This window comes from Pseudoalteromonas sp. Ld19 (genome assembly GCF_045064135.1).
In the GTDB taxonomy this organism is placed as follows: Bacteria; Pseudomonadota; Gammaproteobacteria; order Enterobacterales; family Alteromonadaceae; genus Pseudoalteromonas; species Pseudoalteromonas aliena.
Genome location: NZ_JBISHA010000024.1, coordinates 74,758 through 99,221 on the forward strand (window position 1 = coordinate 74,758; position 24,464 = coordinate 99,221).

Genomic DNA, 24,464 nt, shown 5'->3' on the forward strand with positions numbered 1-24,464 from the left:
AAACATTAATTTAAAAAATAAAATAACCGTTATTATTAATGATATACGTGTAGATGATGAGTAATGATAAAAAATGGTAAACAATAAAAAACAAAACAAATAATACTTAAAAAATAGTTCGCGCTTATTTATTATGAATAACATAAATATGAAATATATCGACTCTGATTTTTGCTATTAAAGCAATTAACAAATTACAATATGAACAACCATTCGTTAACAAGTAATTCTATAAATATAATTTAATTCTCAAAAAATTAAAAAGCCCACATGTAAAAGTGAGCGTTTTAAATAAATATCTTAATCAGAACTTAGGCTAACTTACAGAATGATCTGATATCAACCTGCTTATAGGTGGGGTTTATTGAACAAGTAACAAATTACTATTGTTATCGTATGATTGAATTAGATATATATATTGCTCATCATCACTCAAAACTATATTAGGGTAATTGTCTTTACTATGAATTACGAACTCAGTAGTTTTTTTATTAAAGTCATAATAGTAAATAGCATTTTCTCTTATTTTTACTCTGTCCATATAATATATTCCGCGCTTTGTAACTATAAAATCATTGACCGAGTAAGGATTACTGATATATGTACGCGAGATTAGTTTAATGTGTTTCAATGTTCTTGAATTATAGTAATAAATATCATAACTACCATGTTCACTATAATAAAAATCATCTGCTGTATGCTGCACAATAGTGTTTGCATTAGCCATGATCGACAACTTAGTTAAAGGATATCCGGTAACTGCCAATTTTACAGCATTTGGCTTATCATGCTTAAACCCTGCTAAGTACAATGAATTAGCATCCAATGAGAATCGACCGGCATAAAAATTCTCACCAAATGGACATAGAGGCGTATCTTTTCCAGTATCTATATTGACTAATCGACATGTTTTATTCAAAGATAATAACGCCTTGTTACTGCCTTTTTGCCAATTTAAACTAAGTGGAGGTTTGTATTTTGGTTTCTCATTAAATGCTGATAATTGACGTGCTACACCCTCTTCATACCTCCATAGTTGTATTTTATAATTCGCACCCACTGAAGCGAAAATTAGTCCTCCATTACCCACACCTTCAATTGCACGAATAGACATATTATTTTTTACGATAACTTCAGCAACCCCATCACCTCCTTTTAAAGGGTTAGCATGTTTAATAATTTGAGTTGTAAGCGATGACAATCCCCAGTCTTGCTGCATAATGAACTGTGGTTTACCATAAATTTTAATTGGCCAATAGCCTATATATTGTTTATCAGATACTTTAGATATGCTGCTGTTATAGACATCAAACTTGGAAAAATATCCCTGTTCATCTATAAAATAAAGATGCTGACTATTATCGCTAAAACTAAAACCAGTCCTCATTTCATTGCTGTAAACTGGCGTTGATACTAAGTCTTTAGTATTTATATTTAGTAAATATAATTGGTAACCAAAAGCACCATCAGAGCGCATTAGCGCTAACCACTTTTTATTAGGTGATATAGTCGCCATTAGATCTCCGAATGTATTCATTGCCGGAGAAGTGATTTGTTCTGATATATTTAGCGCAATATTGTATAAATAAAACTTCAACGGTGCGGTTGGTGTTTCTTTTGCGTTATAAAAAAATTGGTTATTATTAAGCCAATTTATTGAGGGAGATAAATTGTGGACTGAAAGCTTTATATATATTTTAGCATTGCTAGCTTGAAGACTTTGTGCATCAAAATCAGCTAAGTAAATTCCTCTTGAGCCTCTTTTATATCTTATAAATGCGATTTTCTTTTTATCTGGTGAAATACTAACAAAGTTATCATTGCCAAATGGATCGTTAAAAATTTTTTTTGCATTCCCAAAATCATTTACACGACTCGCGTATAACTGCCACTTTTGAGTTCTATCAACACGATTTGAGTAAATGAGAATCTCACCATCCTCACTCACCGAAGAGCTTTGTTCTCTTCCCTCATGGGAGGTAATCGCCGTAACAGTATTATACTTTGTAGGTTCAACAATATACCGATAAGTAAAATAAACAATAATAAGCACTAATAATATCGATAAAAAAAGATATATATAGTTTGGTCTATCCAATTTTGTTTTTTTAGCGCCACTCTTTAATTTTTCAGTACAGAATTCATGAGGTAGGTCGAGCGGGTGAGTAAAAGGCTCAGACCTGCTTTGAGTAATTCGGGCATTTAATCTGTAACCATTCGTGCCTGTTCCTGTTACCGTATGAATATATTTGGCTTTAGGATCCAACTTAGATAACGCACGGCGTAAACCATATATATGATTATTAATTGCATGATCACTCACTGTAGAGTTATTCCATACACGTTCTCTTAAATCATCTCTGGTGACCAATTGGCCTTCATGACTCGCGAGGTAGCATAATATTTTCATAGCCATCGATTTAATTGCTATAGACTGGTTGCCAAAGCTAACTGTATCTATTGTTGGTTCGACTTTAAATTCTGCAAGTTGAAATATTTTTTGAAAATCGATCATAGTCTGTCTTTCGAAAAATAAGGCATACAATATACAATTAATTAATTTTTTACTAGACTATAAAAATATAGATTTATTTCGATAGTAGTACAAAGAGTTATATCCAAATGGAACCTATAAATTCATCCTATTATCGAGCCACTTATACCAATCTGCTTATATATGGGGTCTATTTAACGTTAAGAAAATTACGCTAGAACTAGGCAAAATTTTTTGTATCTAGTTGTTCTAAATAAAAAATTTTAACGACGTTATAGTGCAATTTAATTCGTTAAACTGATCAAAGATTTATGCAGATTGCTATTAAGCAGCAATAAAAAATTATAGCCATTCCAAAACACAAAAAAGCCGCTGTATTTTTCAATACAGCGGCTTTTAAAATCACTTTATTTAAATAAGGTGATTATGCTTTAGGTGCACGGCCCGCGCGTTTACGTTCGTTTTCAGTAAGGTGTTTCTTACGGATACGAATGTTTAGTGGAGTAACTTCAACTAGCTCGTCATCATCGATGAACTCAAGCGCTTGCTCAAGAGAGTAGTTAAGGTGTGGAGAAAGCGTTTGCGCTTCATCTGTACCAGATGCACGTACGTTAGTTAACTGCTTGCCTTTAAGGGCGTTAACTGTAAGGTCGTTATCACGGTTATGAATACCGATAACCATACCTTCGTATACTTCAACACCGTGACCGATGAATAAACGGCCGCGTTCTTGTAAGTTGAATAATGCGTTAGTAAGTGCTTTACCTGTTGCGTTTGCAATCATTACGCCGTTCTTACGAACACCGATGTCGCCACCTTTGTGAGGACCGTAATGATCGAACGTATGGTACATAAGACCAGAACCCGAAGTAAGCGTCATGAAATCAGTTTGGAAACCAATTAAACCACGGCTAGGGATCATGAAGTCTAAACGCATACGGCCTTTGCCATCTGGCGTCATGTTAGTAAGTTCACCTTTACGTAGGCCAACTTGTTCCATAACAGAACCCTGATGCTCGTCTTGACAGTCAATAGTTACTGTTTCAAACGGTTCTTCTAGAACGCCATCGACAGTACGCAAGATAACTTCTGGACGAGAAACTGAAAGCTCGTAACCTTCACGACGCATGTTTTCGATTAAGATACCTAGGTGTAATTCACCACGACCAGAAACACGGAAGCTATCTGGGCTAGCAGTGTCTTCAACGCGAAGTGCTACGTTGTGTACTAATTCTTTGTCTAAACGCTCACGGATATTACGTGACGTTACAAACTTACCTTCTTTACCACAGAAAGGTGAGTTATTTACAGAGAATGTCATTGTTACAGTTGGCTCATCAACACTTAGTGGTGGTAATGCTTCAACGTTTCCTGGGAAACAAACTGTGTCTGAAATCTTAAGCTCACCAATACCTGTTACAGTTACGATGTTACCAGCGTAAGCTCTATCAGTTTCGATACGTTCAAGACCTAGGTAGCTTTGTACTGCGCCAATTTTACCATTACGTGTAGTGCCATCAGCACTGATAATAGTAACTTGTTGGTTAGGAGCAACAGAACCACGTTTGATACGACCAATACCAACTACACCAACATAAGAGTTGTAATCTAGTTGAGAAATTTGCATTTGGAAGTCACCTTCAGGATCTGCATCCGGCGGTGATACTTCTTCAACGATCATCTTGAACATAGGTTCCATGTTGTCTGATGGCTCGTCTAAATCTAGTGTTGCCCAGCCGTTAATAGCTGAAGCGTAGATTACTTTAAAGTCTAACTGTTCGTCAGTTGCGCCAAGGTTGTCGAATAAATCAAAGATTTGATCCATAACCCAATCTGGACGAGCGCCTGGCTTATCAATTTTATTGATAACGACGATTGGCTTTAAGCCTTGCGCGAATGCTTTTTGCGTAACGAAACGCGTTTGTGGCATTGGACCTTCTTGAGCATCAACAAGTAATAATACTGAGTCAGCCATCGAAAGTACGCGTTCAACTTCACCACCGAAATCGGCGTGTCCTGGGGTATCTACGATATTGATATGGTAGTCGTTCCAAGAAATGGCTGTGTTTTTAGCCAAAATGGTAATACCACGTTCTTTCTCAATGTCGTTTGAGTCCATCACGCGCTCTTCGTTACCGCCGCGTGTTTCTAATGTACCTGATTGCTCAAGTAGTTTGTCAACCAGAGTTGTTTTACCGTGGTCAACGTGCGCGATAATCGCTATATTTCTTAACTTTTCGATGCTCATATATTTACTCAGAGAAATTAAATTCTCAATGATCCTGCAAGATCTACGCACTCATCCACGCTTTCGCGAGATGTCCCAGCATAGGATTTAAAAGGGCGCATATTATCCCTCATTAATGACATGGATGAAAGTTTATCCAATATAAATTTGAAAACTTTCTCAATACTTTTACTAAGTATCTGTTTTATATATGACAATTATATGAATTAAATTTCGATTATTTTTTGAAAAATAGCTATTTAGGCTATTTTATCGATATTTTTGGTACTCCTTTGCATTTAGGTTATGCTAATTTCGAACGTTTAAATTATCAACAAATCACACCGTGTAAATATTGCACCACAATGGATATTTTACGCACCAAAACAGTGCATCACTACACTGTATTTTATAACAACTTATTTTTTTTAATTTATAAACATATAGTTATAAAAATGGCATAAAATCAGCTTAGTAAACGCCAAAGCAATTATGCAGCAACAACAAAATCCAATAGTTGGAGGACACATGTCACAATCGGTTTTAGATTTTATTAAAGAAAATGACGTTAAGTTCATTGATTTACGCTTTACTGACACTAAGGGTAAAGAACAACATGTATCTATTCCCCATCACCAAGTTGATGAAGACTTTTTCGAAGACGGCAAAATGTTTGATGGCTCTTCAATTGCAGGTTGGAAGGGTATTAACGAATCAGACATGGTGTTATTACCCGATGCAGATTCTATAAAGTTAGACCCTTTTACAGAAGAAGTAACACTAATTGTCCGTTGTGATGTAGTTGAACCTTCTACACTTCAAGGTTATGAGCGCGACCCGCGCTCTGTTGCTAAGCGCGCTGAAGAATATATGCGCTCGACTGGTATTGCCGACACGGTATTGTTTGGTCCAGAGCCAGAGTTTTTCGTATTTGACGATGTTAAATACAAATCAGATATGTCGGGTTCAATGTACAAAATTGATTCTAAGCAAGCAGCTTGGAACTCAAATAAAGAATATGCTGATGGCAACACAGGTCACCGCCCTGGTGTTAAAGGTGGTTATTTTCCTGTTGCACCTGTTGACGATTTCCAAGATTGGCGTTCAGCTACGTGTCTAGTGTTAGAAGAGATGGGCCAAGTAGTTGAAGCACATCACCACGAAGTAGCAACAGCAGGTCAAAACGAAATCGCTACTCGCTTTAATACTATGGTATTAAAAGCGGATGAAATTCAAGAAATGAAATATGTTATCCACAACATGGCTCACTTATACGGTAAAACAGCCACGTTTATGCCTAAGCCTGTTGTTGGTGATAACGGTTCTGGTATGCATTGTCACCAGTCTTTAGCTAAAGACGGTGTTAACTTATTCGCAGGCGACAAGTACGGTGGCCTTTCTGAAGATGCACTTTACTACATCGGCGGTATTATCAAGCATGCAAAAGCAATTAACGCGTTTGCAAATGCCTCTACTAACTCGTACAAACGTTTAGTACCAGGCTTTGAAGCGCCTGTTATGCTTGCTTACTCTGCACGTAACCGTTCGGCATCAATTCGTATCCCAGTGGTTCCATCTGAAAAAGGTCGTCGTATTGAAGTACGCTTCCCAGATCCAACTGCTAACCCATACCTTGCTTTCTCTGCAATGCTTATGGCTGGCCTTGATGGTATCAAAAACAAGATCCACCCTGGCGATGCAATGGATAAAGATTTATACGACTTACCAGCTGAAGAAGCCGCAGAAATTCCAACTGTTGCAGCATCACTTGAAGAAGCACTTGATGCACTTAGCGCAGATCGTGAATTCTTAACGCAAGGTGGCGTATTCACTGATGACTTAATTGATGCTTATATTGGTCTTAAGTCTAAAGAAGTAGAAAAACTTAACATGACAACTCACCCAGTTGAGTTCGAAATGTACTACAGCTGTTAATTTAGCTGTTAAAAAATGTGTGTTCTCAAGCCCGCTTAGCGGGCTTTTTTAATGGTAAATTTAATCAATCTCCACTAAAGTTAAGTTATCGTGAAAATGCAGGGTTGCTGGGTGAACAACAATATTTTATTGCTAATAATTGCTTTAGGATTAAGTGATTATTGTTATGCAGGTGAAACAAAAATATACGTTTGGAAAGATAAAAACGGCGTACTTGTGTTTTCAGACACCCCACACTCTGGCGCAAAAGAGGTAAAACTCACCAGCCAAAATCTTACTATGCCAGCAACAAATACCGATATTTTAAACGAGCAAACTCAACCCCAAAAAACAGTGTTCAACATTACTATTTCGTCGCCTGAGCATAACCAAACAATTCACGAAAATACCGGAACAGTTTATGTAACTAGTCAAATAACACCTCGATTTGAAAGTGGTTTTACCATACAGCTTTTTATTGATGGCAAAGCAAATGGTCCTGCTAGCAATGACTCAACATTTGCTGTTAAAAATGTTCAACGCGGCGAGCACTCACTACAATTAAAACTTTTTAATAATAAAAATAAAATTATTGCTCTAAGCGAGCCTTGTATATTCTTTATGCGCAGAAAAGGTTTAGCGCTTGGTAACTAAATTTAACCGTAATACATAGGCGCAGCAGTCCATTTTAATAAAATAACTTGCCTGCAAACATCTGCGCACTAAAATGGTGCAACTATGATTGATAATAAAAATTTTAGCCCTGAGCTACTCGATGCCATTTGGCAAAACCAAACAACAGCAGTCATGCTACTCGACAAAAATTTTACCGTTGTGTATGCCAACACCAGTACCAGCGAGCTACTTGGCTTAGGCACTAAGCGTTTGCTAGAACAACCCTTTGATAGCCTATTTAACTATCATTCGATTGATCTAAAACGTATTGAACAATACTCTCTTATTGATGGAGTAGATTGCCAGCAACACAGAGCTGACGTGGTTTTTAGCGATTCACGCCATGCAAAAATAGCGGTCAGCACACGGCAAATTAAATTTAACGGTACGCTTTATATTTTGTTTGAATGGCGCCAAACTGATGATGAAATAAAGCACGACCAAGCCTCAAATCAAATGCATCAATACCAAGCTGCACGTAATTTAATTCGTGGTTTAGCGCACGAAATTAAAAATCCTTTAGGTGGAATTCGTGGAGCGGCGCAGTTATTGCAATATGAAGTTAATCAACTGGAAAGAGATCAGTGTGCTGAGCTTATAATTGAGCAAACAGATCGATTGTGTGAATTGGTAGATAGGCTATTAGGGCCAAACCAGCTTCCGCAAAAATCTTATGGCAATATACATCAAACGCTAGAATCAGTAGTCAGACTAAGTACGCTTGATAGCTGTGCCAATATCACGCTGGTAAAGGACTATGACCCTAGCATTCCGGATGTATATATTGATCAAAGTAAAATACAACAAGTAATACTGAACATTGTCCGTAATGCTCAGCAGGCGCTCATTGGTGGCGGTGAAATAAAAATAAAAACACGTATAAACCACCAGCATCGCCGTCCTGGTAAAGCACCTAAAAAAGCCTTGTTGATTCAAGTTTCTGATAACGGTCCAGGCATTGACCACAGTGTACGCGAAACGTTGTTCTACCCCATGATCACCAACAAAGATGGTGGCTCAGGACTTGGACTTTCGATTGCTCAAACACTTGTAGATCAACACAGTGGTTACATTGAATGTGATAGCTGGCCTGGACATACTGAATTTAATATCTATCTGCCCTTCGCAGATTAATGTTTGGAGTTTGCATGAAAACAGTTTGGCTTGTAGATGATGACGCCTCAATTCGCTTTGTACTTGAAAAGGCGCTAACCCGTGCGGGATTTAATGTTGAAAGTTTTGCTAATGCGCAAGATGTGCTAAATGCATTAAAATTTAGTCAACCAACTGTTTTAGTATCTGATGTGCGAATGCCTGGTATGGACGGTATGGCTTTACTTGAGCTAATCGCAGAGCAAAACCCTGGATTGCCTGTTATTATAATGACCGCACACTCAGACTTAGACTCCGCTGTTAATGCTTTTCAAAAAGGAGCATTTGAATACTTAGCCAAGCCATTTGATTTGAATGATGCCGTAGCCCTTGTCGAAAGTGCATTTAGAGCAAACTCGACGAAAAAAACTAAACGCAAACAACTTCCCCCAAAGAGTGCGCACATTATTGGTGAAGCACCCGCCATGCAAGAAGTATTTAGAGCGATAGGTAAACTATCAGCTTCTAGCATGAGCGTATTAATTAATGGTGAATCGGGCACCGGTAAAGAGCTCGTCGCCAGTGCTCTACATAATCATAGCCCGCGAAAAGAAAACCAGTTTATTGCACTCAACATGGCAGCAATTCCAAAGGAACTTGTTGAGTCAGAGTTATTTGGCCACGAAAAGGGCGCATTTACAGGAGCCGATAGTGTACGCAAAGGCCGTTTTGAACAAGCCAATGGCGGTACACTGTTTTTAGATGAAATTGGTGATATGCCACTTGATGTGCAAACACGATTATTGCGCGTACTAGCAGATGGCGAATTTTATCGTGTTGGCGGACACCAGAGTATAAAAGTAGATGTACGTATTATTGCAGCAACACATCAAAACCTTGAAGACTTAGTCAAGCAAGGTAAGTTTAGAGATGACTTATTCCATCGGTTAAATGTTGTCCGTTTACGCTTGCCGGCTCTGCGAGAGCGCACTGAAGATATTGAACGTTTATCACAACATTTTTTGCACAAAAGCGCAAAAGACTTACAGGTAGAAAGTAAAATTCTTAGCTCGAAAGCGACCGAGCAGCTTTGTTTATTTAACTGGCCTGGCAATGTCCGCCAATTAGAAAACACCTGCCGATGGCTTACTGTAATGGCGCCTGGAGAATTGGTTACGGAACAAGATTTACCACCTGAGATCCTTGATGCATCACCAACACAGGAAGAAGGCGATTGGCTCGATGCATTTCAGCAGTGGCTCAATAATGAGCTCAAGCAAGGTAAAGAAAATATTTGGCCCGATATTCAAGCGCAATTAGAAACTCGCTTAATAAAAACCGCACTCGCTAATTGTTCTGGCCATAAACAAGATGCCGCAATAAAAATTGGCTGGGGTCGCAACACGTTGACCCGAAAGTTAAAAGAGCGCAACATTAGTTAACTATTAATAAATTTGAGTTATTGATGAAGTTAATTGAACATATTCCCTTATTCAAACAATTGGAAATTATAAACAGACTGCATTTTTTTAAAGAGTTTACCCTCAACGAACGCCAAATATTATTAGAATCGTTCGGTATGCTCTATTTAGTGAGTCAGCAGCAATTTTTATTTAAACAATTTGATAACGACAAACGTTTATACATTGTACTCAGCGGTGCATTGTTAGTATTTAAGCATAATCATTTATTAGAGCTTGGTACTATACAACCGGGTGAATTTATAGGTGAAGGCGCGTTTATTGGTAACAGAGAAAGAAGCACGAGCGCCCGTGCTAAAAGCGACACTATTGTGCTCGCTATAACCCCTGAAGCATTGACTCGATTACCTAATGTTATACGTGAAAAAATTAAAGACCGTATTATCGAGGGCATGAGCGAACGAATTGCAAAACTAAGTGAGCATATAGAAAACCACGGTTAATCCATATACACAATTTGCAGTGAGCAATTGAGCCATTCAGGCTTTTCTAATTGAGCGTTATACGCAAATGTATCTGAAGGTTTTTCACCAAATGGCGTGCTCACTAAAGGGGTTGTATGCGTGTATGACTGGGATGTGCTTTGATAATAAATAACTAAATAACCTTCGCTGTACTCCCAAGTTAACTGAGTACCCGTACCATTTGGTAGGGTGAAATCGACCCTTTTTGGAGAGAATATAGCTTGCAAATCATTATATTTATCTTCGCTGCAAGCAGTTGTCCGCATCAATTTAGGCATTTTAAAGTGACGCTCTGTTTGCTCACCTCGTAAGTAAAAACCAATATTACCATTGCTGTAATGATGATTTGCTACCGACACATAATTTATTTGCGGCTGGTAACCCATTGCTTGCATTATATTTGCAAGTTGCTCAATTTCAGCAATGCGTAATTTATCTTTGGAGAGTGCAAGTGTTGCGGCCAAAAACTCTTTTGGTATTGGTAAATCATTAAATTGAAAAGGCAACGTTTGGTTTTGCAGCTTTTCTGTTAATTGCTGTTTTTGCTTGACCGTTAAAGCCTCGGTATAAACATACACTGTGGGCTGTTGGCAGGCACTTAAAAGCACTAACAATAGCCCAACTAAAATTCCATTTTTCATAGTCACCCCAATTGATTACACTTGTAGTCTATTGAAGGTATTCATTAATTGCAACCTAATTTGTTTGGCTACTTAACCATGCATCAACACTTTGTCGAGTATATAAAACTTCATTAAACAAGCGATGGCGTTCAAATTTAAGTTGTGTTTTTCTCATCACATCTCCACTGACTAAGCGGCTGTGAGTGTCATTAAATTTTGAAATGACAGAAAAACCGCGTTCATCTTGCTCTGTTTGCTTATTTACAGAATTAGCAAGGTGCGCTCTAACATCATCCGCAGTTAACATATCTGAATTATCTAAGCCCATTAGCTCTTTTTTCATTGCTAACCTTACGCCCATTTTCTACTCCATTTGATGAAAACTAATAAATTCGCCAGAGCTTTAGCAATTAGCGAGCCACGCGTAAAATTAATTGCAGCAAAGCTTACTCTTCAATTGCTGCAGTTTTTTTAAAGACAGAAAAAACACATAAAAACTTTCATCGCTATTTATTCATAGCACTGAGCTAAAGTTATTTGCTTTGGTGCAAAAGTCGCTGCGAGCCTTTATACTAAAGCTTGTGCGTTCCCCCACCGAGATCAAATATGAACGAAGAATACATAGAAATAGAATTAGAAGAAGAGCCCATTGAGCTCTGCAAATTATTAAAAGTACTAAACTTAGTTGAAGGTGGCGGCCAAGCTAAAAACCTAATTACCGAAGGCTATGTGGGTGTTAACCATGAAATTTGTACAATAAAACGGAAAAAATTATACAGTGGTGATGTATTAGAATTTGATGGTGAGTTTTTTAAACTGTCCCTAAGTGAAGGCGCTGTCCCTGCAGAAAAATCTGCGGCACAAACTCAAGCAGAATCAAAGCAAGCTGCACCACAACCAACAAATCAGCCAGCTAAAGCTAAGCGTAAGCGCACTAAAAAGCCTAAAGTTGACGATAAAACAGGTCGTCGTCCTATTTCATTTGGTTAAGTATTTAAAAAACCTCTTTTTATATAAAAAGGCCACCTTGTATAGTTGGCCTTTTTGCTCTTTAATTACCTAGCTAATAATAAAAACAAGGTAATAATATGTCAAAAAACACACCAGCCACAGCCACCTGGTTTAAACCCGCTGTATGGGCGGCACTTGTATGGAACTTACTTGGCGTTATTGCATTTGCTATGCACATGATGATGACACCCGAAATGATAGGTAGACTTCCGCTAGATCAACAAGCTGCCTACTCTAATGTTCCTATTTGGTCAACTATTGCCTTTGCTATAGCTGTACTTGGAAGCACTTTGGGTTGTCTGTTTCTACTTACTAAAAACGCGCTGGCAACACCTACTTTTGCACTGTCGCTCGGTGCTATTTTACTACAACAGTACTATAACTTTGTAGTGATAAACAGTATTGAGCTGCTTTGCGCAAGTGCTGTATTTATGCCTGTTTTTGTAATCATAATTGCCATTGCTCTACTTTATTTAAGTATTAAAGCTAAGCAACAAGGTTGGTTACAGTAATTAATAAAGGTCAAAATAACTTTTGACCTTACCTCGTCTTTTAAATCATCTCTTGAAATTAAATTTTTCAGCATCACCTCTACTATAATAACGGTATAAAATTCGTTCTCTAAAGACGACTTTTTACATTGGTATGCACTTTGCAATTCAAGTACTACAGAGGTCACTCTTCAAAATATTTTTATAATTCATAAAGGGGCAAATAATGAATAATAGTTTCGATACCCAACATCAGCTCACAATAAATGGTGAGCAATATCATATTCATTCTCTAAAAGGACTTGGCGACAAAGCGAAACGATTGCCCTTTTCTTTAAAAGTATTACTTGAAAACCTACTTCGTAACGAAGATGGCGCAAATATTAAAGAACAAGATATTCAAGCCCTTCTTAATTGGGATCCTCAAGCAAAGCCTGCATCTGAAGTTGCCTTTACGCCCGCCCGCGTTGTTATGCAAGATTTTACTGGCGTACCCGCTATTGTTGATTTAGCCGCCATGCGTGACGCAATGGAAAAACTCGGTGGGGATCCTGCAAAAATAAATCCGTTATCACCGGCAGAACTTGTGATTGACCATTCGGTACAAGTAGATGGTTACGGTAATGAGGGTGCATTTGATTTAAATGCAAAACTTGAATACGACCGAAATAAAGAACGTTACGAATTTTTACGTTGGGGACAAACCGCTTTTGATAATTTAAAAGTAGTGCCACCAGCTACGGGTATTGTTCATCAAGTAAATTTAGAGTATCTAGCGCGCGTTGTTTTTAATGAAGATCGCGATGGCAAAAAATACGCTTACCCAGACACACTTGTAGGCACAGACTCGCACACCACCATGATAAATGGCTTAGGTGTGCTTGGTTGGGGTGTAGGCGGCATTGAAGCCGAAGCCGCTATGCTTGGTCAGCCAATAAGTTTACTCATTCCGCAGGTTGTGGGTATGAAGCTTAGCGGCCGACTACCTGAAGGCACGACTGCAACCGATTTGGTATTAACTATAACCGAGATACTGCGCAATCATGGCGTAGTGGGTAAATTTGTAGAGTTTTACGGTGATGGCCTTGCCGACCTACCGCTTGCCGATAGAGCAACCATAGCGAATATGGCACCAGAGTACGGTGCTACTTGTGGTATTTTCCCGATTGATGATGAAACCATTAATTATTTACGCTTAACAAATCGTGACGAAAAACACCTAAAAGTAATTGAAGATTACGCTAAACATCAAGGTTTATGGCGTAATGACGGCGACGAAGCTAATTATACCGACACACTTGAGCTTAAATTAGATGACGTTGTACCAAGCCTTGCAGGCCCTACACGTCCACAAGACAGAATCGCTCTCAATAAAGCGGGCGAGATTATTGGCGAACATTTAAAAAGCTTTCAAAACGAGCGCATGGCCCGTCGAGATAAAAGTGATAAAGAACAAGCTCGTATTGAAAGTGAAGGCCCAACAACAAACCCCGATGAACCCATTGATGAGGCGCAGTTTATGGGCGCCGCTAAAGTTAAATTTAAAGGCCAAGAGTTTGAGCTAAACGATGGCGCTTGTGTTATTGCCGCGATTACCAGCTGTACCAACACCTCTAATCCAAGTGTAATTTTAGCTGCTGGCCTTGTTGCTAAAAAAGCAAAGCAATTAGGCATTAATGTAAAACCTTGGGTTAAAACATCACTTGCTCCAGGCTCTAAAGTAGTTACTGATTATCTAGAAAAAGCGGACTTGATGGATGACCTAGAAAGTCTAGGCTTTAACTTAGTCGGTTATGGCTGTACAACCTGTATAGGTAACTCAGGACCGCTTGCAACCGAAATATCAGATGCGATTCAAAAACATAAATTAGTGGTTAGCTCTATTTTATCGGGTAATCGTAATTTTGAAGGGCGTATTCACCAAGATGTTAAAATGAACTTTTTAGCGTCCCCTCCGCTAGTAGTTGCTTACGCTATTGCCGGTAGAACCGATATCGACGTATACAACGAGCCCCTCGCGCAAGATGCTAACGGGAACGATATTTACCTTAAAAATATTTGGCCAAGTGTTAAAGAAGTCAGCGACCTAGTTAAAGAAACCGTAACCAGAGAAATGTTTGAAAAAAGCTATGCTAACGTTTACGAAGGCGATAGCCGCTGGCAGCAAATTCAAATACCGGATGGCAAGCTTTATGATTGGGACGATGACTCAACCTATATTAAAAAGGCGCCTTTTTTTGATGGCATGAAAGTTGATCCACCGGGTATTCCAACTATTCAAGGTGCACGCTGTTTGGCTAAACTTGGGGATTCAGTGACTACTGACCATATTTCTCCAGCTGGGGCTATTAAAGCAGATGCGCCAGCAGGCTTATACTTGCAAGAAAAAGGCGTAGATAAAGCGCAGTTTAACTCGTACGGTTCGCGTCGAGGTAATCATGAAGTGATGATGCGTGGTACGTTTGCTAATGTTCGCCTTAAAAACTTACTTGCCCCGGGTACTGAGGGCGGTGTAACACGTACACAACCAGAAAACGATTTAGCAAGCATTTACGATGCAGCTATGGAGTACCAAAAAAATAATACGCCTCTCATTATTTTAGCGGGTAAAGAATACGGTACGGGTTCATCTCGTGACTGGGCGGCCAAAGGATCACTTTTACTAGGCGTTAAAGCGGTTGTAGCACAAAGCTACGAGCGCATTCATCGCTCTAACTTAATTGGCATGGGTGTGTTACCTCTGCAATTTAAAGATGGCGAAAGATATGAGTCGCTAGGGTTAACGGGCCAAGAGCAATTTGATATTGAAGGCTTATATGATAAAACCGATGAAGTAACCGTTATTGCTACAAATGCCGAAGATAAAAAAGTAAGCTTTAGCGCCGATGTACGTATTGATACCCCTAAAGAGTGGGATTACTACAAACACGGCGGTATTTTACAATACGTACTGCGTAATATGCTCGACTAACAAAGACAGTAGTTAATACATTTAAAAGCCCAGCTTAGTAATAAGCTGGGCTTTTTTATGTGTGCTGTTTGTTGTCTTAAATCAATGCTAAGCATTTAAAGCGTGCCTACACTAAGGCAACTCTTAGTGAGGTAACTATGTCGCAAACAATGATAATTAGGCTGCTTAAAATATCAATTGTGCTTGGCTTGTGCCTTATTGTAACGGGCCACACTTTGATTGTGTCGAGGTATGTCACTGTAGATCATGGCATTCAAGGAATAATTATAGCTGCGGCATGTATTGCCGTAGGCGTACTGCTGTCACTTCCCACTAAAATATATTTAACCATACTGTTAATGGAAGCCGAAAAACATTATTTAAAAAACCATAAAAGCACTCGCTCTAAATAATTAAAGCGCGCTTAAATTATTGATTTCTTTATTACGCTTTTCTAGCTTTTGTTTTACATTTTCAGTGTCTTGAAATAACTTTTTAATTGAATCAGGGTTAAAAACACTGGGTATCACTTGCTCACTAGAAGTATTTAACGTTTTTGGTATACGATTTAAAATAGAGGTATCTTCTGCGGCAATAATAGTAACGTCTTTAGGGTCGAGCGTTACTTCAATGCTTTTTGCGTGGGGGTTTGGCGTATCAGAAAAATGCCATTGGCCTGTTTCGTCTTGCCATTTAAAAATTTTACCGTTTGAGGTTGCATTTGCAGCAGCTGGCTCATCAGAAATGCGATTTACGATTTGATCCCCGGCTTGCTTTACGCCTTGCACAGCCTGATCTAACGCATTACTCGATAACGAAATCACCTTTTCTTTAACCTGCTGAGATTCATTGCTAATTAATGATGCAGAAAGCCATGTTTGACCATCAGGTTTTTTTAAATAAAACAAAGAGATGACAGCAATAACCATGATTGATATGGCTAAGTAGGTAAAGTATTTCATAGCGTTCCTGCTTTAATTAATCCTTTATTCTAATGAGTCTAATAAAAATTATCTAATTAGGCAATTTTTTGTACCTTAATTAAAGATAATAAAAACGCAGCCTATGCTGCGTTTTTCAATTACGATTTAGCTACACGTGCGCCGTGTTAAATGCCATCGCCATCAATGTGTAACCCACACTCACGATTTAAGCCAAAGAAACGGGTTTCTTCCTCAGTCATACCCGGCTCTAATTTACGCGTAGTGTGTACATCTCCCATCGACACATAACCTTGCTCCCATAACGGGTGATAAGGTAAATCGTGCTTAGTCAGGTACTGATATACGTCGCGATTAGACCATTCTATTATCGGGTACACTTTGACTGTGCCACGGCTAATTTCTACAAATTGCTTATCAGCGCGGGTAGATGATTGATCGCGTCGTAGGCCACTAAACCACGTACCTGCCTCAATCTCTTTTAACGCACGGGTCATCGGCTCCACTTTATTCAGCTGATTGTATTGCTTAATGCCGTCTTCGCCTTGCTCCCATAACTTACCAAATTTAGCCTCCTGCCATGCAGGGCTAAGCTGCGCTTTATACACTTTTAAGTTCAGTGATAAACGCTCACTCATTTGTTCAATAAACTGATAGGTTTCAGGAAATAAATAACCTGTATCGGTTAACACAACGGGAATATCAGGACGCTGTGAGGTCATTAAATGCAGCATAACTGCCGCTTGAATACCAAAGCTAGATGATAAAAAAGCCGTATCTGGCAAGTTATCAAGCGCCCATGCAACGCGCTGTTCTGCGCTCATATTCGCTAGTAAACCATTAGCATCAGCTAACATAGCCGTCTGGCTTTGTTTATCTAACTGTAAAATGTTTTTAAATTCACTCATGGTAAATTCCAAACCTCACCAGCGCCAAAGCGCTGGTATTTAATTAAGCGTGAAAATCGGTTACTGATACTTTTACTTCAGCGACTATGCCTTTACGGATCACAAAGTCACCAAAACACTCACCGTCATTGCGCTCGCTTGCCCATTGGCCAATTAGCTTATCGAATGCGTCTAGGTAAACATCTTCGCCTACATTCTCAAGGTACAACTTAGGAATACGTGTGCCTTCTAAATTACCACCTAGGTAAACGTTGTACTTACCTGGGCCTTTACCCACTAAACCAGCTTCTGCAAGCATTGCGCGGCCACAACCGTTCGGGCAACCTACAACGCGCATAATAATGCTGTCATCTGGTATACCGTGCTTAGCAAGTAATGCTTCAGTTTTTTCTACTAGGCTTGGTAAGTAACGCTCTGCTTCGGCCATTGCAAGTGGGCACGTTGGCAGTGAAACACACGCCATAGAGTTTTTACGTTGCTGCGAATCTTTGTCATCAATTAGGCCATGGCTACGGGCAATTTCTTCAATCACGGCTTTTTGATCTGCAGGTACGCCAGCAATAATTAAGTTTTGGTTTGCCGTCATACGCATATCACCTTGGTGAACCTCAGCGATTTTACGACAACCAGTTTTAAGCGGCTTGCCTGGGTAGTCTAAAATACGACCACTTTGGATAAATAGCGTTAAGTGGTGCTTACCATCAATGCCTTCAACCCAACCAATACGATCGCCACGATGAGTAAACTTAAATGGGCGGCTTGGTGCAAACGTAACGCCTGAGCGTTTTTCTACTTCGGCTTTAAATACATCAACGCCAACACGGTCTAATGTGTATTTAGTTTTTGCATTTTTACGGTTTGAACGATTACCCCAATCGCGCTGCACAGATACAACATGCTCTGCAATTTTTAAGGTATCTTCTAGCGTAATAAAGCCAAAGTCATCAGCCTTACGCGGATAAGTTGCTGTATCGCCGTGCGTCATGGCAAGGCCACCGCCCACTAATACGTTAAAACCAACAAGCTTGCCGTTATCAGCAATTGCCACAAAGTTTAAGTCATTCGCATGCACATCAACTTCGTTGTTAGGTGGAATAGTTACCGTTGTTTTAAATTTACGCGGTAAGTAATTAGACCCTAAAATTGGCTCTTCTGTGGTTTCTGCTTTTTCGCCATTTAACCAAATTTCGGCATACGCTTTCGTTTTTGGTAATAAATGCTCAGAAATTTTTGCAGCCCAGTCGTAAGCTTCTTGATGTAACTCAGACTCAACGGGGTTAGTAGTACAAAGCACATTACGGTTAACGTCACCCGCTGTAGCAATAGAGTCTATACCTACGCTATCAAGCATTTGGTGCATGCCTTTAATATTAGGCTTTAGCACACCATGAAACTGAAACGTTTGACGCGTTGTTAAACGAATACTGCCGTAGCTTGTTTTGTCATCTGCAAACTTATCGATTGCTAGCCACTGCTCTGGCTTAATAATACCGCCAGGCATACGCGCACGTAACATTACATTATGTAGCGGCTCTAGCTTTTGCTTAGCACGCTCACCACGTATATCGCGGTCATCTTGTTGGTACATGCCATGAAAACGAATTAACTGAAAATTATCGGCAGTAAAGCCACCGGTAATTTCATCTTTTAAATCTTCGGCTATTGTGCCACGTAAAAAGTTACTTTCTCTTTTCAAACGTTCGTTATCAGAAAGTTTTACGTTTTTATCTTGTTCGCTCATTTTAAATCCTAAATTTGTTACAGTGACGGCCGTTAGCTGTTAAATAAAATAAGAAACGTGATTAATACACGTCTTTCTGATAGCGGTTTGCGCTACGTAAATCTTTTAAATATTGCTCTGCATTTTCGTTGTTCTTGCCCGTATTTTCTTTAATGATATCAACCAAAGCATTGTGTACATCTTTTGCCATGCGATTTGCATCGCCACAAATATAAAAATGAGCACCCGCTTCTAGCCATTCAAACACGTCTTTACTGTTACTGCGTAACTTATCTTGCACATATATTTTTTCAGCCTGATCGCGGCTAAATGCAACATCTACCTTGTTAAGTAGGCCGGATTTTAAATAACCCTGTATTTCTACTTGGTATAAAAAATCTTGAGTAAAATGTGGGTTACCAAAAAACAACCAGTTTTTGCCTTGTGCTTCACGCGAATCACGTTCTTGTAAAAATGCACGGAACGGCGCAATACCCGTTCCTGGGCCAACCATGATCACCGGTGTATCATCGTTAGTAGGTAGGCGGAAATTATCGTTATGTTCACTAAATACTTTAACTTTACAGCCTTCTTCAGCACGGCGAGTTAAGTAACCAGTACAACCACCTAAATGCTCGCTATCAAATGCATCAAACTCAACTAAGCCTAGAGTTAAATGCACTTCGTCTTCAACCTCTGCTTGGCTAGATGCAATTGAGTACAAACGAGCTTGCAGCTTACGTAGGCAATCTACTAATGTTTGCGCATCAATTTTTGCTGGATTTTGGCGAATTACATCAAATATCTGGCGAGGTTCAATATACGCACGCATTGCCGCTTTATCTTCCACAAGCTTTAATAATTCAGGCGTACCTGTTGCTGTTGCGTATTTTTCTACAAAACCTGGATATGACTGGGTCAGCTCTAGTTTTTCAATAAGTGCGCTGCGTACGCTTAGCTCTTCATTACCGACCTTTACAATACTTGCGCCATCAACTTGAGTAAGCTCTAATACTTCATCAACTAATACGTCGTCATTTAAAAAGTACACACCTAATGAATCACCTGGTGTGTACGTAATGTCTGAGCCTTCAAGCGAAATTTCAACGTGGCGCACGTCTTTAGTGGAGTCGCGACCGGTAATTTTTTGTACTGTTAAAAGCTCTGCTGCAAATGGGTTTTGCTTTGTGTACTGGCTTGAAGCAGCGGTAGATGCACCAAAAGGCATTATGCCAGCTTGGCCCGCCGTTGCGCCTTGTTGTGCTTTTAGGCCGGGCTCAAAGGCATCAAGTGCGCCCGAGATCCACGTTGCGGCTTCATCTTCGTAATCTACATCTAAATCAGCACGTTGATATATAGTTTTTGCACCGAGTTTATTTAAGCGCTCTTCAAAGTCTTTTGCCGTTTGGCAGAAAAATTCATAGCTTGAATCACCTAACCCAATAACGGCTATTTTCACATCGTCTAGCTTTGGCGCTTTTTTAGTTGCTAAAAATTCATGTAATGTTTCGCCGTCTTCAGGTGGCTCACCTTCACCGTAAGTAGATACAACAACAGTTAAGAATTTTTCTTTTTTCAGGGCTGTTGGCTTGTAATCCGACATGCTAACCAATTTAACTACTAGGCCTCGTGATTCAGCCTGCTCTTTCATCTTGGTTGCCACGCCTTTTGCGTTACCTGTTTGCGAACCATATAAAATGGTTAGCGCTGCAGCATCACTCGCAGCCGATGTGCCTGCAGTTGGCGCAACTAACACAGCCGAATTAGCATTTGCAGCTAAGTAACCACTTACCCACGCTTGTTGAATTGGATTAAGTTCAGCCACTAAACCTTGCAGCTTTTGTACTTGCTCTTGCGATAGCGGGCTGGCCGCAGCATTTAGTTGACCTAACAACATGAATCGATTCCCCATAACCCTGAAAATTAATCACAATACACTTTTTGCATTGTTAACAATGAGTTTTACCTCATCCAGAGAATATCTGCTGAGGTTTTATGAGTCTGTAGGATAACGGGCTCAGCATAGATAAAAAAAGAATAGAATCTGCTTTGATATTCCATTTAGTTATTAATTTATAAAAATACCTTCAAAAACAGATTAAAAAGACATTATTGTCTTTTATCGGATTTTAAATTAACAATTTTGTAACCAAACTAATATAAGGTATATTCCACATTCAAAATAAAAAATAGGAATACCCATGTCACACGGGACATACAAAAATAAACTACTGAGCACGGCACTATTACTTGGCTCACTTCCGGTAATGGCCAATGTAACTAACGGCGGTTTTGAGCAATGGTCAGGCAATACACCTGCATCATGGACGACAATAGATAACGGTATTAGCTTATCGCCTTCTACCAGTACAGTTAAAAATGGTCATCGCTCTGCCGCTATCAATGTAACAACGGGCTCACAAAGTAACACCGACTTATTGCAGCAAATTACTGTAGAGACAGGTAAAACCTACAATTTTTCGGCTGATGTTTACCATACAGAAGGTAAAGTTAAAGCGCGCTTATATATAGATGGCTACCAAGGTTACTCAAACGAAGCGCAAACAAATCAATGGCAAACAATTAGCCATAGCTACACAGCAAGCAGTAGCAAAACGATTAATGTGGGTTTACGTTTCTATGATGTAAGCGGGTTCGATGGGAATGAAACTGTATACATAGATAATTTTTTACCTAATAGCGACGGCGGCGCATCACCAAGCTGCTCTGACAATAGCCTGACCCTGACACTTAATACCGACAATTACGGCAGCGAAACAAGCTGGGCTGTTAATAATAACCAAGGTAGAGCAATTGCCAACGGCAGTGGTTACGCATCAAACACGCAATACAATGAAAAAATATGTTTAGCCGATGGTGCTTATACACTTGTAATTAGTGATAGCTATGGCGATGGTATGTGTTGCTCATTAGGTAATGGTAGCTATGCATTAGTACACGCTCAGAAAACTATCGCCAGCGGTGCAAGCTTTAGCAACACAGACAGCACAGCATTTGAGCTAGGTGATACAGGCGGTGGCACAACACCAACACCGACAGGCTATTATGTAACTGCACAAGGCCTAACTGGCTATGCCTTAAAAACTGAACTTTACAATATTATCAAAGATCATAATGCACAGGGTTATTCAGCTATCTGGAATTTTTACGACTCATCAGCACGTGATAAATATTTTGAAAACGATAATAGTATTTTAGATATGTACAGCGAGAAACCGAACGGTGCTGACAGCTATAGCTACGCAGCCGTTACAAATCAGTGCGGCGCATATAATAGTGAGGCGGATTGTTACAACCGAGAACATTCGTTCCCTAAAAGTTGGTTTGGTGGAAAAGTTGAACCGATGAACTCTGATGTTCATCATATTTACGCAACTGACGGCTATGTAAATTCAAAGCGTAGCAACTTCCCATTTGGTGAAGTAGCAAGCGCTTCATTTACATCAACTAACGGTAGTAAATTAGGTTCTGCCGCTAGTTCATTAAACTACTCAGGCACTGTATTTGAGCCTATTGATGAATTTAAAGGTGACTTTGCACGTGCTTATTTTTATATGGCAACGCGCTACGCAAATATTATTGGCTCTTGGCAAACTAAAACAACTTCAAGCGATGCAGTACTTAACGGCTCAAACAATCAAGTATTTGAAAGCTGGGTTGTTGCTATGCTGCTAAAATGGCACAACAGTGACCCTGTTAGCCAAATGGAATTAGATCGCAACCAAGCCGCATTTGAATTTCAAGGCAATCGTAACCCATATATCGATCACCCTGAATTTGTAGAGATGATTTGGTAATAGTTTAATCAATAAAGCCTCAGCATTTGCTGAGGCTACTCAAAACTCTCCTGACCCAATACGATAGACTCATAGCGCTTCCCTGTTAACTTTATCAACCAAACACTGTCTTTAAATGTACGGCTAAAATACACCGTTTGCCCGTCAGGAATATGAGGCATAAACGAGGTAATTGACTCCCACTGCCCATCCACTTTTTCTTTTAACTTCATCGTTGCATTAAAGTAGCTGCCGTCTTCATTGGTTTTGACCTCAAGGGCGGTTAACTGCGCTTCATCGCCTATTTCTATTAATGCACTTTCATTTAAACTGGCCAATAGCTGAGGTTGATGGCTCGGTTTTAGCTGCTTCAAGGTTTCATCTATTTTACTATCTATCGTGATGTTATTTTGTAATTTATAAATAGTTGCTTTAATTGCAAACACGGGCTCAGCTAAACTCGTGTGTGATAAAAATAACAAGCTTATAAACATGGCAGTTTGGTAAAAATATATTTTCATTTTGTAACATTCCTTTATTAATTAGTCCGCTTAGCATAACTAAAAAAACCTCGATTAACATATAACTTACTAATATTCATAATATTCTTTTTATTCATAGCCATGAATATAACACTATAGGCTATTTAAATAGGCCATTTTTAGCGATAATAAACGGGTCAGTAAATTATTTAGGTATGGAAACATGTCATCGTTAGGAATGGAATTAAAACGCCTTAGAGCAAACAAAAAATGGACACAAGCTTTTGCGGCTAAGGAAATTGGCATTCAGCAATCTTACTTGTCTAAACTCGAAAACGGACAATCCATTCCTTCATCCGATGTTATTGAAAAGTTAATTGTTTGCTATCATGTTTCGATTGAACACTTCGTTCCTAATCAAGAAAAAACAGCAAACCTTACTAAAAAATTAAAATGGGGCGGCATTCTTTTTATTATTATCGGTATACTAATCTACCTTTGCGCGATGCTTAATATTTTTTTCCCTGAAACCTTCTTCACTTACCAAGCTAAAAACCAAGGTTTTTGGGCAATCAATATTACTGAAATTTATAAAGGTGAAAAATATATTGAAGGCGATGTAATTTACGAAATTATAGGGCAGCGTGATGTTAGTCGAATAGAAAATCGTATTTTATGTGTGTCTTCAGCCGTCTTCATATTTATTGGAATATTAATGAGTGTACGACGAATAAAGCCATTACATCAAAAAGAAAAGTAAGTAACCTGAACTCTGGATAATAAACCTATCTCAAGCAGCTATTTTCAGCGCTAACTAACGTTGCACTTACTTACAATAGGCCCGCTATTGATACGTAAATTAGCCTTGTTTTCACTAAAGGTCTCTGGCTAGAGAAAAATAAATTAAAATATCATTATGACTCAATATATTAGGGCGTGTTGACCTTTCGTGATTAATTTTGCAGCAGACTGTTTGGTATTTAGGCAAGGCAGAGCCTATGTAGTGTGGTTATTCCCCATAAATAGGCGATAACGCAGTATAAATGCCAAACATGCGCTGCCCTTTGGGTTCTTTATAGGGACGATTAACTCTTTGTTGCTCAGTTTTTACTTAGCCCACTAGGTTACAAACCTCGCGCCGCGATTAAATCGCCCCTAGATTGAACAAATTTCAATCCACAAAGGTCAATCCAC

General features: G+C 39.1%; 20 protein-coding genes. 11 read left to right on the top strand and 9 right to left on the bottom strand.

Features of this window, described 5'->3' with window-relative positions; translation table 11 throughout:
* Window positions 1–361 precede the first annotated feature (361 nt).
* Both ACJJVZ_RS19130 and typA read right to left on the bottom strand, forming a co-directional pair.
* Window positions 362–2,515 carry a winged helix-turn-helix domain-containing protein gene (locus tag ACJJVZ_RS19130; RefSeq protein WP_405602802.1) on the bottom strand — a complete coding sequence of 718 codons (2,154 nt, stop codon included), beginning with the start codon at window positions 2,513–2,515 and terminating at the stop codon, window positions 362–364.
* Between the two features lie 403 nt (window positions 2,516–2,918).
* On the bottom strand, window positions 2,919–4,742 hold the full coding sequence (gene typA, locus ACJJVZ_RS19135; protein ID WP_138585678.1) for a translational GTPase TypA: 1,824 nt from the start codon (window positions 4,740–4,742) through the stop codon (window positions 2,919–2,921).
* 507 nt (window positions 4,743–5,249) lie between these two features.
* Between typA and glnA the strand changes: the two genes are divergently transcribed.
* The 5 genes from glnA to ACJJVZ_RS19160 all read left to right on the top strand — a co-directional run bounded on the left by glnA (window position 5,250) and on the right by ACJJVZ_RS19160 (window position 10,326).
* Complete coding sequence (glnA, locus tag ACJJVZ_RS19140) at window positions 5,250–6,656, top strand: glutamate--ammonia ligase (protein WP_405602805.1); 1,407 nt, start codon at window positions 5,250–5,252, stop codon at window positions 6,654–6,656.
* A 111-nt stretch (window positions 6,657–6,767) separates the two neighbouring features.
* On the top strand, window positions 6,768–7,289 hold the full coding sequence (locus tag ACJJVZ_RS19145) for a DUF4124 domain-containing protein (RefSeq protein WP_182703191.1): 522 nt from the start codon (window positions 6,768–6,770) through the stop codon (window positions 7,287–7,289).
* Between the two features lie 84 nt (window positions 7,290–7,373).
* Window positions 7,374–8,444: a nitrogen regulation protein NR(II) gene (glnL, locus tag ACJJVZ_RS19150; RefSeq protein WP_405602807.1), complete on the top strand. Its 1,071-nt coding sequence runs from the start codon at window positions 7,374–7,376 to the stop codon at window positions 8,442–8,444.
* 14 nt (window positions 8,445–8,458) lie between these two features.
* Window positions 8,459–9,844 carry a nitrogen regulation protein NR(I) gene (gene glnG / locus ACJJVZ_RS19155; protein ID WP_138585681.1) on the top strand — a complete coding sequence of 462 codons (1,386 nt, stop codon included), beginning with the start codon at window positions 8,459–8,461 and terminating at the stop codon, window positions 9,842–9,844.
* A gap of 23 nt (window positions 9,845–9,867) precedes the next feature.
* Window positions 9,868–10,326 (top strand): cyclic nucleotide-binding domain-containing protein, encoded by a 459-nt coding sequence (locus tag ACJJVZ_RS19160; RefSeq protein WP_077536692.1) that lies wholly within the window; start codon window positions 9,868–9,870, stop codon window positions 10,324–10,326.
* Here the strand turns inward: ACJJVZ_RS19160 and ACJJVZ_RS19165 are convergent.
* Together ACJJVZ_RS19165 and ACJJVZ_RS19170 are read right to left on the bottom strand one after the other, a co-directional pair.
* Window positions 10,323–10,988 (bottom strand): hypothetical protein, encoded by a 666-nt coding sequence (locus tag ACJJVZ_RS19165; RefSeq protein ID WP_405602810.1) that lies wholly within the window; start codon window positions 10,986–10,988, stop codon window positions 10,323–10,325. The two genes, ACJJVZ_RS19160 and ACJJVZ_RS19165, sit on opposite strands and share 4 nt — an antisense overlap.
* A 55-nt stretch (window positions 10,989–11,043) precedes the next feature.
* Window positions 11,044–11,331 (bottom strand): hypothetical protein, encoded by a 288-nt coding sequence (locus ACJJVZ_RS19170; protein WP_077536690.1) that lies wholly within the window; start codon window positions 11,329–11,331, stop codon window positions 11,044–11,046.
* A 245-nt stretch (window positions 11,332–11,576) separates the two neighbouring features.
* Between ACJJVZ_RS19170 and ACJJVZ_RS19175 the strand changes: the two genes are divergently transcribed.
* The 4 genes from ACJJVZ_RS19175 to ACJJVZ_RS19190 all read left to right on the top strand — a co-directional run bounded on the left by ACJJVZ_RS19175 (window position 11,577) and on the right by ACJJVZ_RS19190 (window position 15,835).
* The gene (locus ACJJVZ_RS19175) at window positions 11,577–11,960 is read left to right on the top strand and encodes an RNA-binding S4 domain-containing protein (RefSeq protein WP_193155015.1); all 384 of its coding nucleotides are present in this window, start codon (window positions 11,577–11,579) and stop codon (window positions 11,958–11,960) included.
* A 98-nt stretch (window positions 11,961–12,058) separates the two neighbouring features.
* Complete coding sequence (locus tag ACJJVZ_RS19180; RefSeq protein ID WP_405602813.1) at window positions 12,059–12,493, top strand: hypothetical protein; 435 nt, start codon at window positions 12,059–12,061, stop codon at window positions 12,491–12,493.
* 205 nt (window positions 12,494–12,698) lie between these two features.
* Window positions 12,699–15,443, top strand: a complete 2,745-nt coding sequence (acnA, locus tag ACJJVZ_RS19185; protein WP_405602815.1) for an aconitate hydratase AcnA — start codon at window positions 12,699–12,701, stop codon at window positions 15,441–15,443.
* 137 nt (window positions 15,444–15,580) lie between these two features.
* A complete protein-coding gene (locus tag ACJJVZ_RS19190) occupies window positions 15,581–15,835 on the top strand; it encodes a hypothetical protein (RefSeq protein WP_138585689.1) in 255 nt (84 codons plus the stop codon).
* On the opposite strand, the gene ACJJVZ_RS19195 is transcribed toward ACJJVZ_RS19190, so the two are convergent.
* The 4 genes from ACJJVZ_RS19195 to ACJJVZ_RS19210 all read right to left on the bottom strand — a co-directional run bounded on the left by ACJJVZ_RS19195 (window position 15,836) and on the right by ACJJVZ_RS19210 (window position 20,888).
* Window positions 15,836–16,384 (bottom strand): DUF4124 domain-containing protein, encoded by a 549-nt coding sequence (locus tag ACJJVZ_RS19195; RefSeq protein WP_138585690.1) that lies wholly within the window; start codon window positions 16,382–16,384, stop codon window positions 15,836–15,838.
* Window positions 16,385–16,530: 146 nt separating this feature from the next.
* Window positions 16,531–17,271 carry a phosphoadenylyl-sulfate reductase gene (locus ACJJVZ_RS19200; RefSeq protein ID WP_077536684.1) on the bottom strand — a complete coding sequence of 247 codons (741 nt, stop codon included), beginning with the start codon at window positions 17,269–17,271 and terminating at the stop codon, window positions 16,531–16,533.
* A 43-nt stretch (window positions 17,272–17,314) separates the two neighbouring features.
* Window positions 17,315–19,012, bottom strand: a complete 1,698-nt coding sequence (gene cysI / locus ACJJVZ_RS19205; RefSeq protein WP_405602820.1) for an assimilatory sulfite reductase (NADPH) hemoprotein subunit — start codon at window positions 19,010–19,012, stop codon at window positions 17,315–17,317.
* A gap of 61 nt (window positions 19,013–19,073) precedes the next feature.
* On the bottom strand, window positions 19,074–20,888 hold the full coding sequence (locus ACJJVZ_RS19210) for an assimilatory sulfite reductase (NADPH) flavoprotein subunit (RefSeq protein ID WP_405602823.1): 1,815 nt from the start codon (window positions 20,886–20,888) through the stop codon (window positions 19,074–19,076).
* Window positions 20,889–21,192: 304 nt separating this feature from the next.
* Between ACJJVZ_RS19210 and ACJJVZ_RS19215 the strand changes: the two genes are divergently transcribed.
* Window positions 21,193–22,809, top strand: a complete 1,617-nt coding sequence (locus tag ACJJVZ_RS19215; RefSeq protein WP_405602826.1) for an endonuclease — start codon at window positions 21,193–21,195, stop codon at window positions 22,807–22,809.
* A gap of 35 nt (window positions 22,810–22,844) precedes the next feature.
* On the opposite strand, the gene ACJJVZ_RS19220 is transcribed toward ACJJVZ_RS19215, so the two are convergent.
* Entirely contained in the window at window positions 22,845–23,309 is a 465-nt protein-coding gene (locus ACJJVZ_RS19220) for a hypothetical protein (protein WP_273049991.1), read from the bottom strand.
* Between the two features lie 184 nt (window positions 23,310–23,493).
* Here ACJJVZ_RS19220 and ACJJVZ_RS19225 point away from each other — a divergent pair, with 184 nt between their 5' ends.
* The gene (locus ACJJVZ_RS19225; protein WP_405602829.1) at window positions 23,494–24,030 is read left to right on the top strand and encodes a helix-turn-helix domain-containing protein; all 537 of its coding nucleotides are present in this window, start codon (window positions 23,494–23,496) and stop codon (window positions 24,028–24,030) included.
* Window positions 24,031–24,464: the final 434 nt, after the last annotated feature.

Bases quoted from the DNA above. Each gene is read 5' to 3' on its own strand.
- ACJJVZ_RS19130 (WP_405602802.1), bottom strand. From the start codon at position 2,515: ATGATCGATTTTCAAAAAATATTTCAACTTGCAGAATTTAAAGTCGAA.
- typA (WP_138585678.1), bottom strand. From the start codon at position 4,742: ATGAGCATCGAAAAGTTAAGAAATATAGCGATTATCGCGCACGTTGAC.
- glnA (WP_405602805.1), top strand. From the start codon at position 5,250: ATGTCACAATCGGTTTTAGATTTTATTAAAGAAAATGACGTTAAGTTC.
- glnL (WP_405602807.1), top strand. From the start codon at position 7,374: ATGATTGATAATAAAAATTTTAGCCCTGAGCTACTCGATGCCATTTGG.
- glnG (WP_138585681.1), top strand. From the start codon at position 8,459: ATGAAAACAGTTTGGCTTGTAGATGATGACGCCTCAATTCGCTTTGTA.
- ACJJVZ_RS19160 (WP_077536692.1), top strand. From the start codon at position 9,868: ATGAAGTTAATTGAACATATTCCCTTATTCAAACAATTGGAAATTATA.
- ACJJVZ_RS19165 (WP_405602810.1), bottom strand. From the start codon at position 10,988: ATGAAAAATGGAATTTTAGTTGGGCTATTGTTAGTGCTTTTAAGTGCC.
- ACJJVZ_RS19170 (WP_077536690.1), bottom strand. From the start codon at position 11,331: ATGGGCGTAAGGTTAGCAATGAAAAAAGAGCTAATGGGCTTAGATAAT.
- ACJJVZ_RS19175 (WP_193155015.1), top strand. From the start codon at position 11,577: ATGAACGAAGAATACATAGAAATAGAATTAGAAGAAGAGCCCATTGAG.
- ACJJVZ_RS19180 (WP_405602813.1), top strand. From the start codon at position 12,059: ATGTCAAAAAACACACCAGCCACAGCCACCTGGTTTAAACCCGCTGTA.
- acnA (WP_405602815.1), top strand. From the start codon at position 12,699: ATGAATAATAGTTTCGATACCCAACATCAGCTCACAATAAATGGTGAG.
- ACJJVZ_RS19190 (WP_138585689.1), top strand. From the start codon at position 15,581: ATGTCGCAAACAATGATAATTAGGCTGCTTAAAATATCAATTGTGCTT.
- ACJJVZ_RS19195 (WP_138585690.1), bottom strand. From the start codon at position 16,384: ATGAAATACTTTACCTACTTAGCCATATCAATCATGGTTATTGCTGTC.
- ACJJVZ_RS19200 (WP_077536684.1), bottom strand. From the start codon at position 17,271: ATGAGTGAATTTAAAAACATTTTACAGTTAGATAAACAAAGCCAGACG.
- cysI (WP_405602820.1), bottom strand. From the start codon at position 19,012: ATGAGCGAACAAGATAAAAACGTAAAACTTTCTGATAACGAACGTTTG.
- ACJJVZ_RS19210 (WP_405602823.1), bottom strand. From the start codon at position 20,888: ATGTTGTTAGGTCAACTAAATGCTGCGGCCAGCCCGCTATCGCAAGAG.
- ACJJVZ_RS19215 (WP_405602826.1), top strand. From the start codon at position 21,193: ATGTCACACGGGACATACAAAAATAAACTACTGAGCACGGCACTATTA.
- ACJJVZ_RS19220 (WP_273049991.1), bottom strand. From the start codon at position 23,309: ATGAAAATATATTTTTACCAAACTGCCATGTTTATAAGCTTGTTATTT.
- ACJJVZ_RS19225 (WP_405602829.1), top strand. From the start codon at position 23,494: ATGTCATCGTTAGGAATGGAATTAAAACGCCTTAGAGCAAACAAAAAA.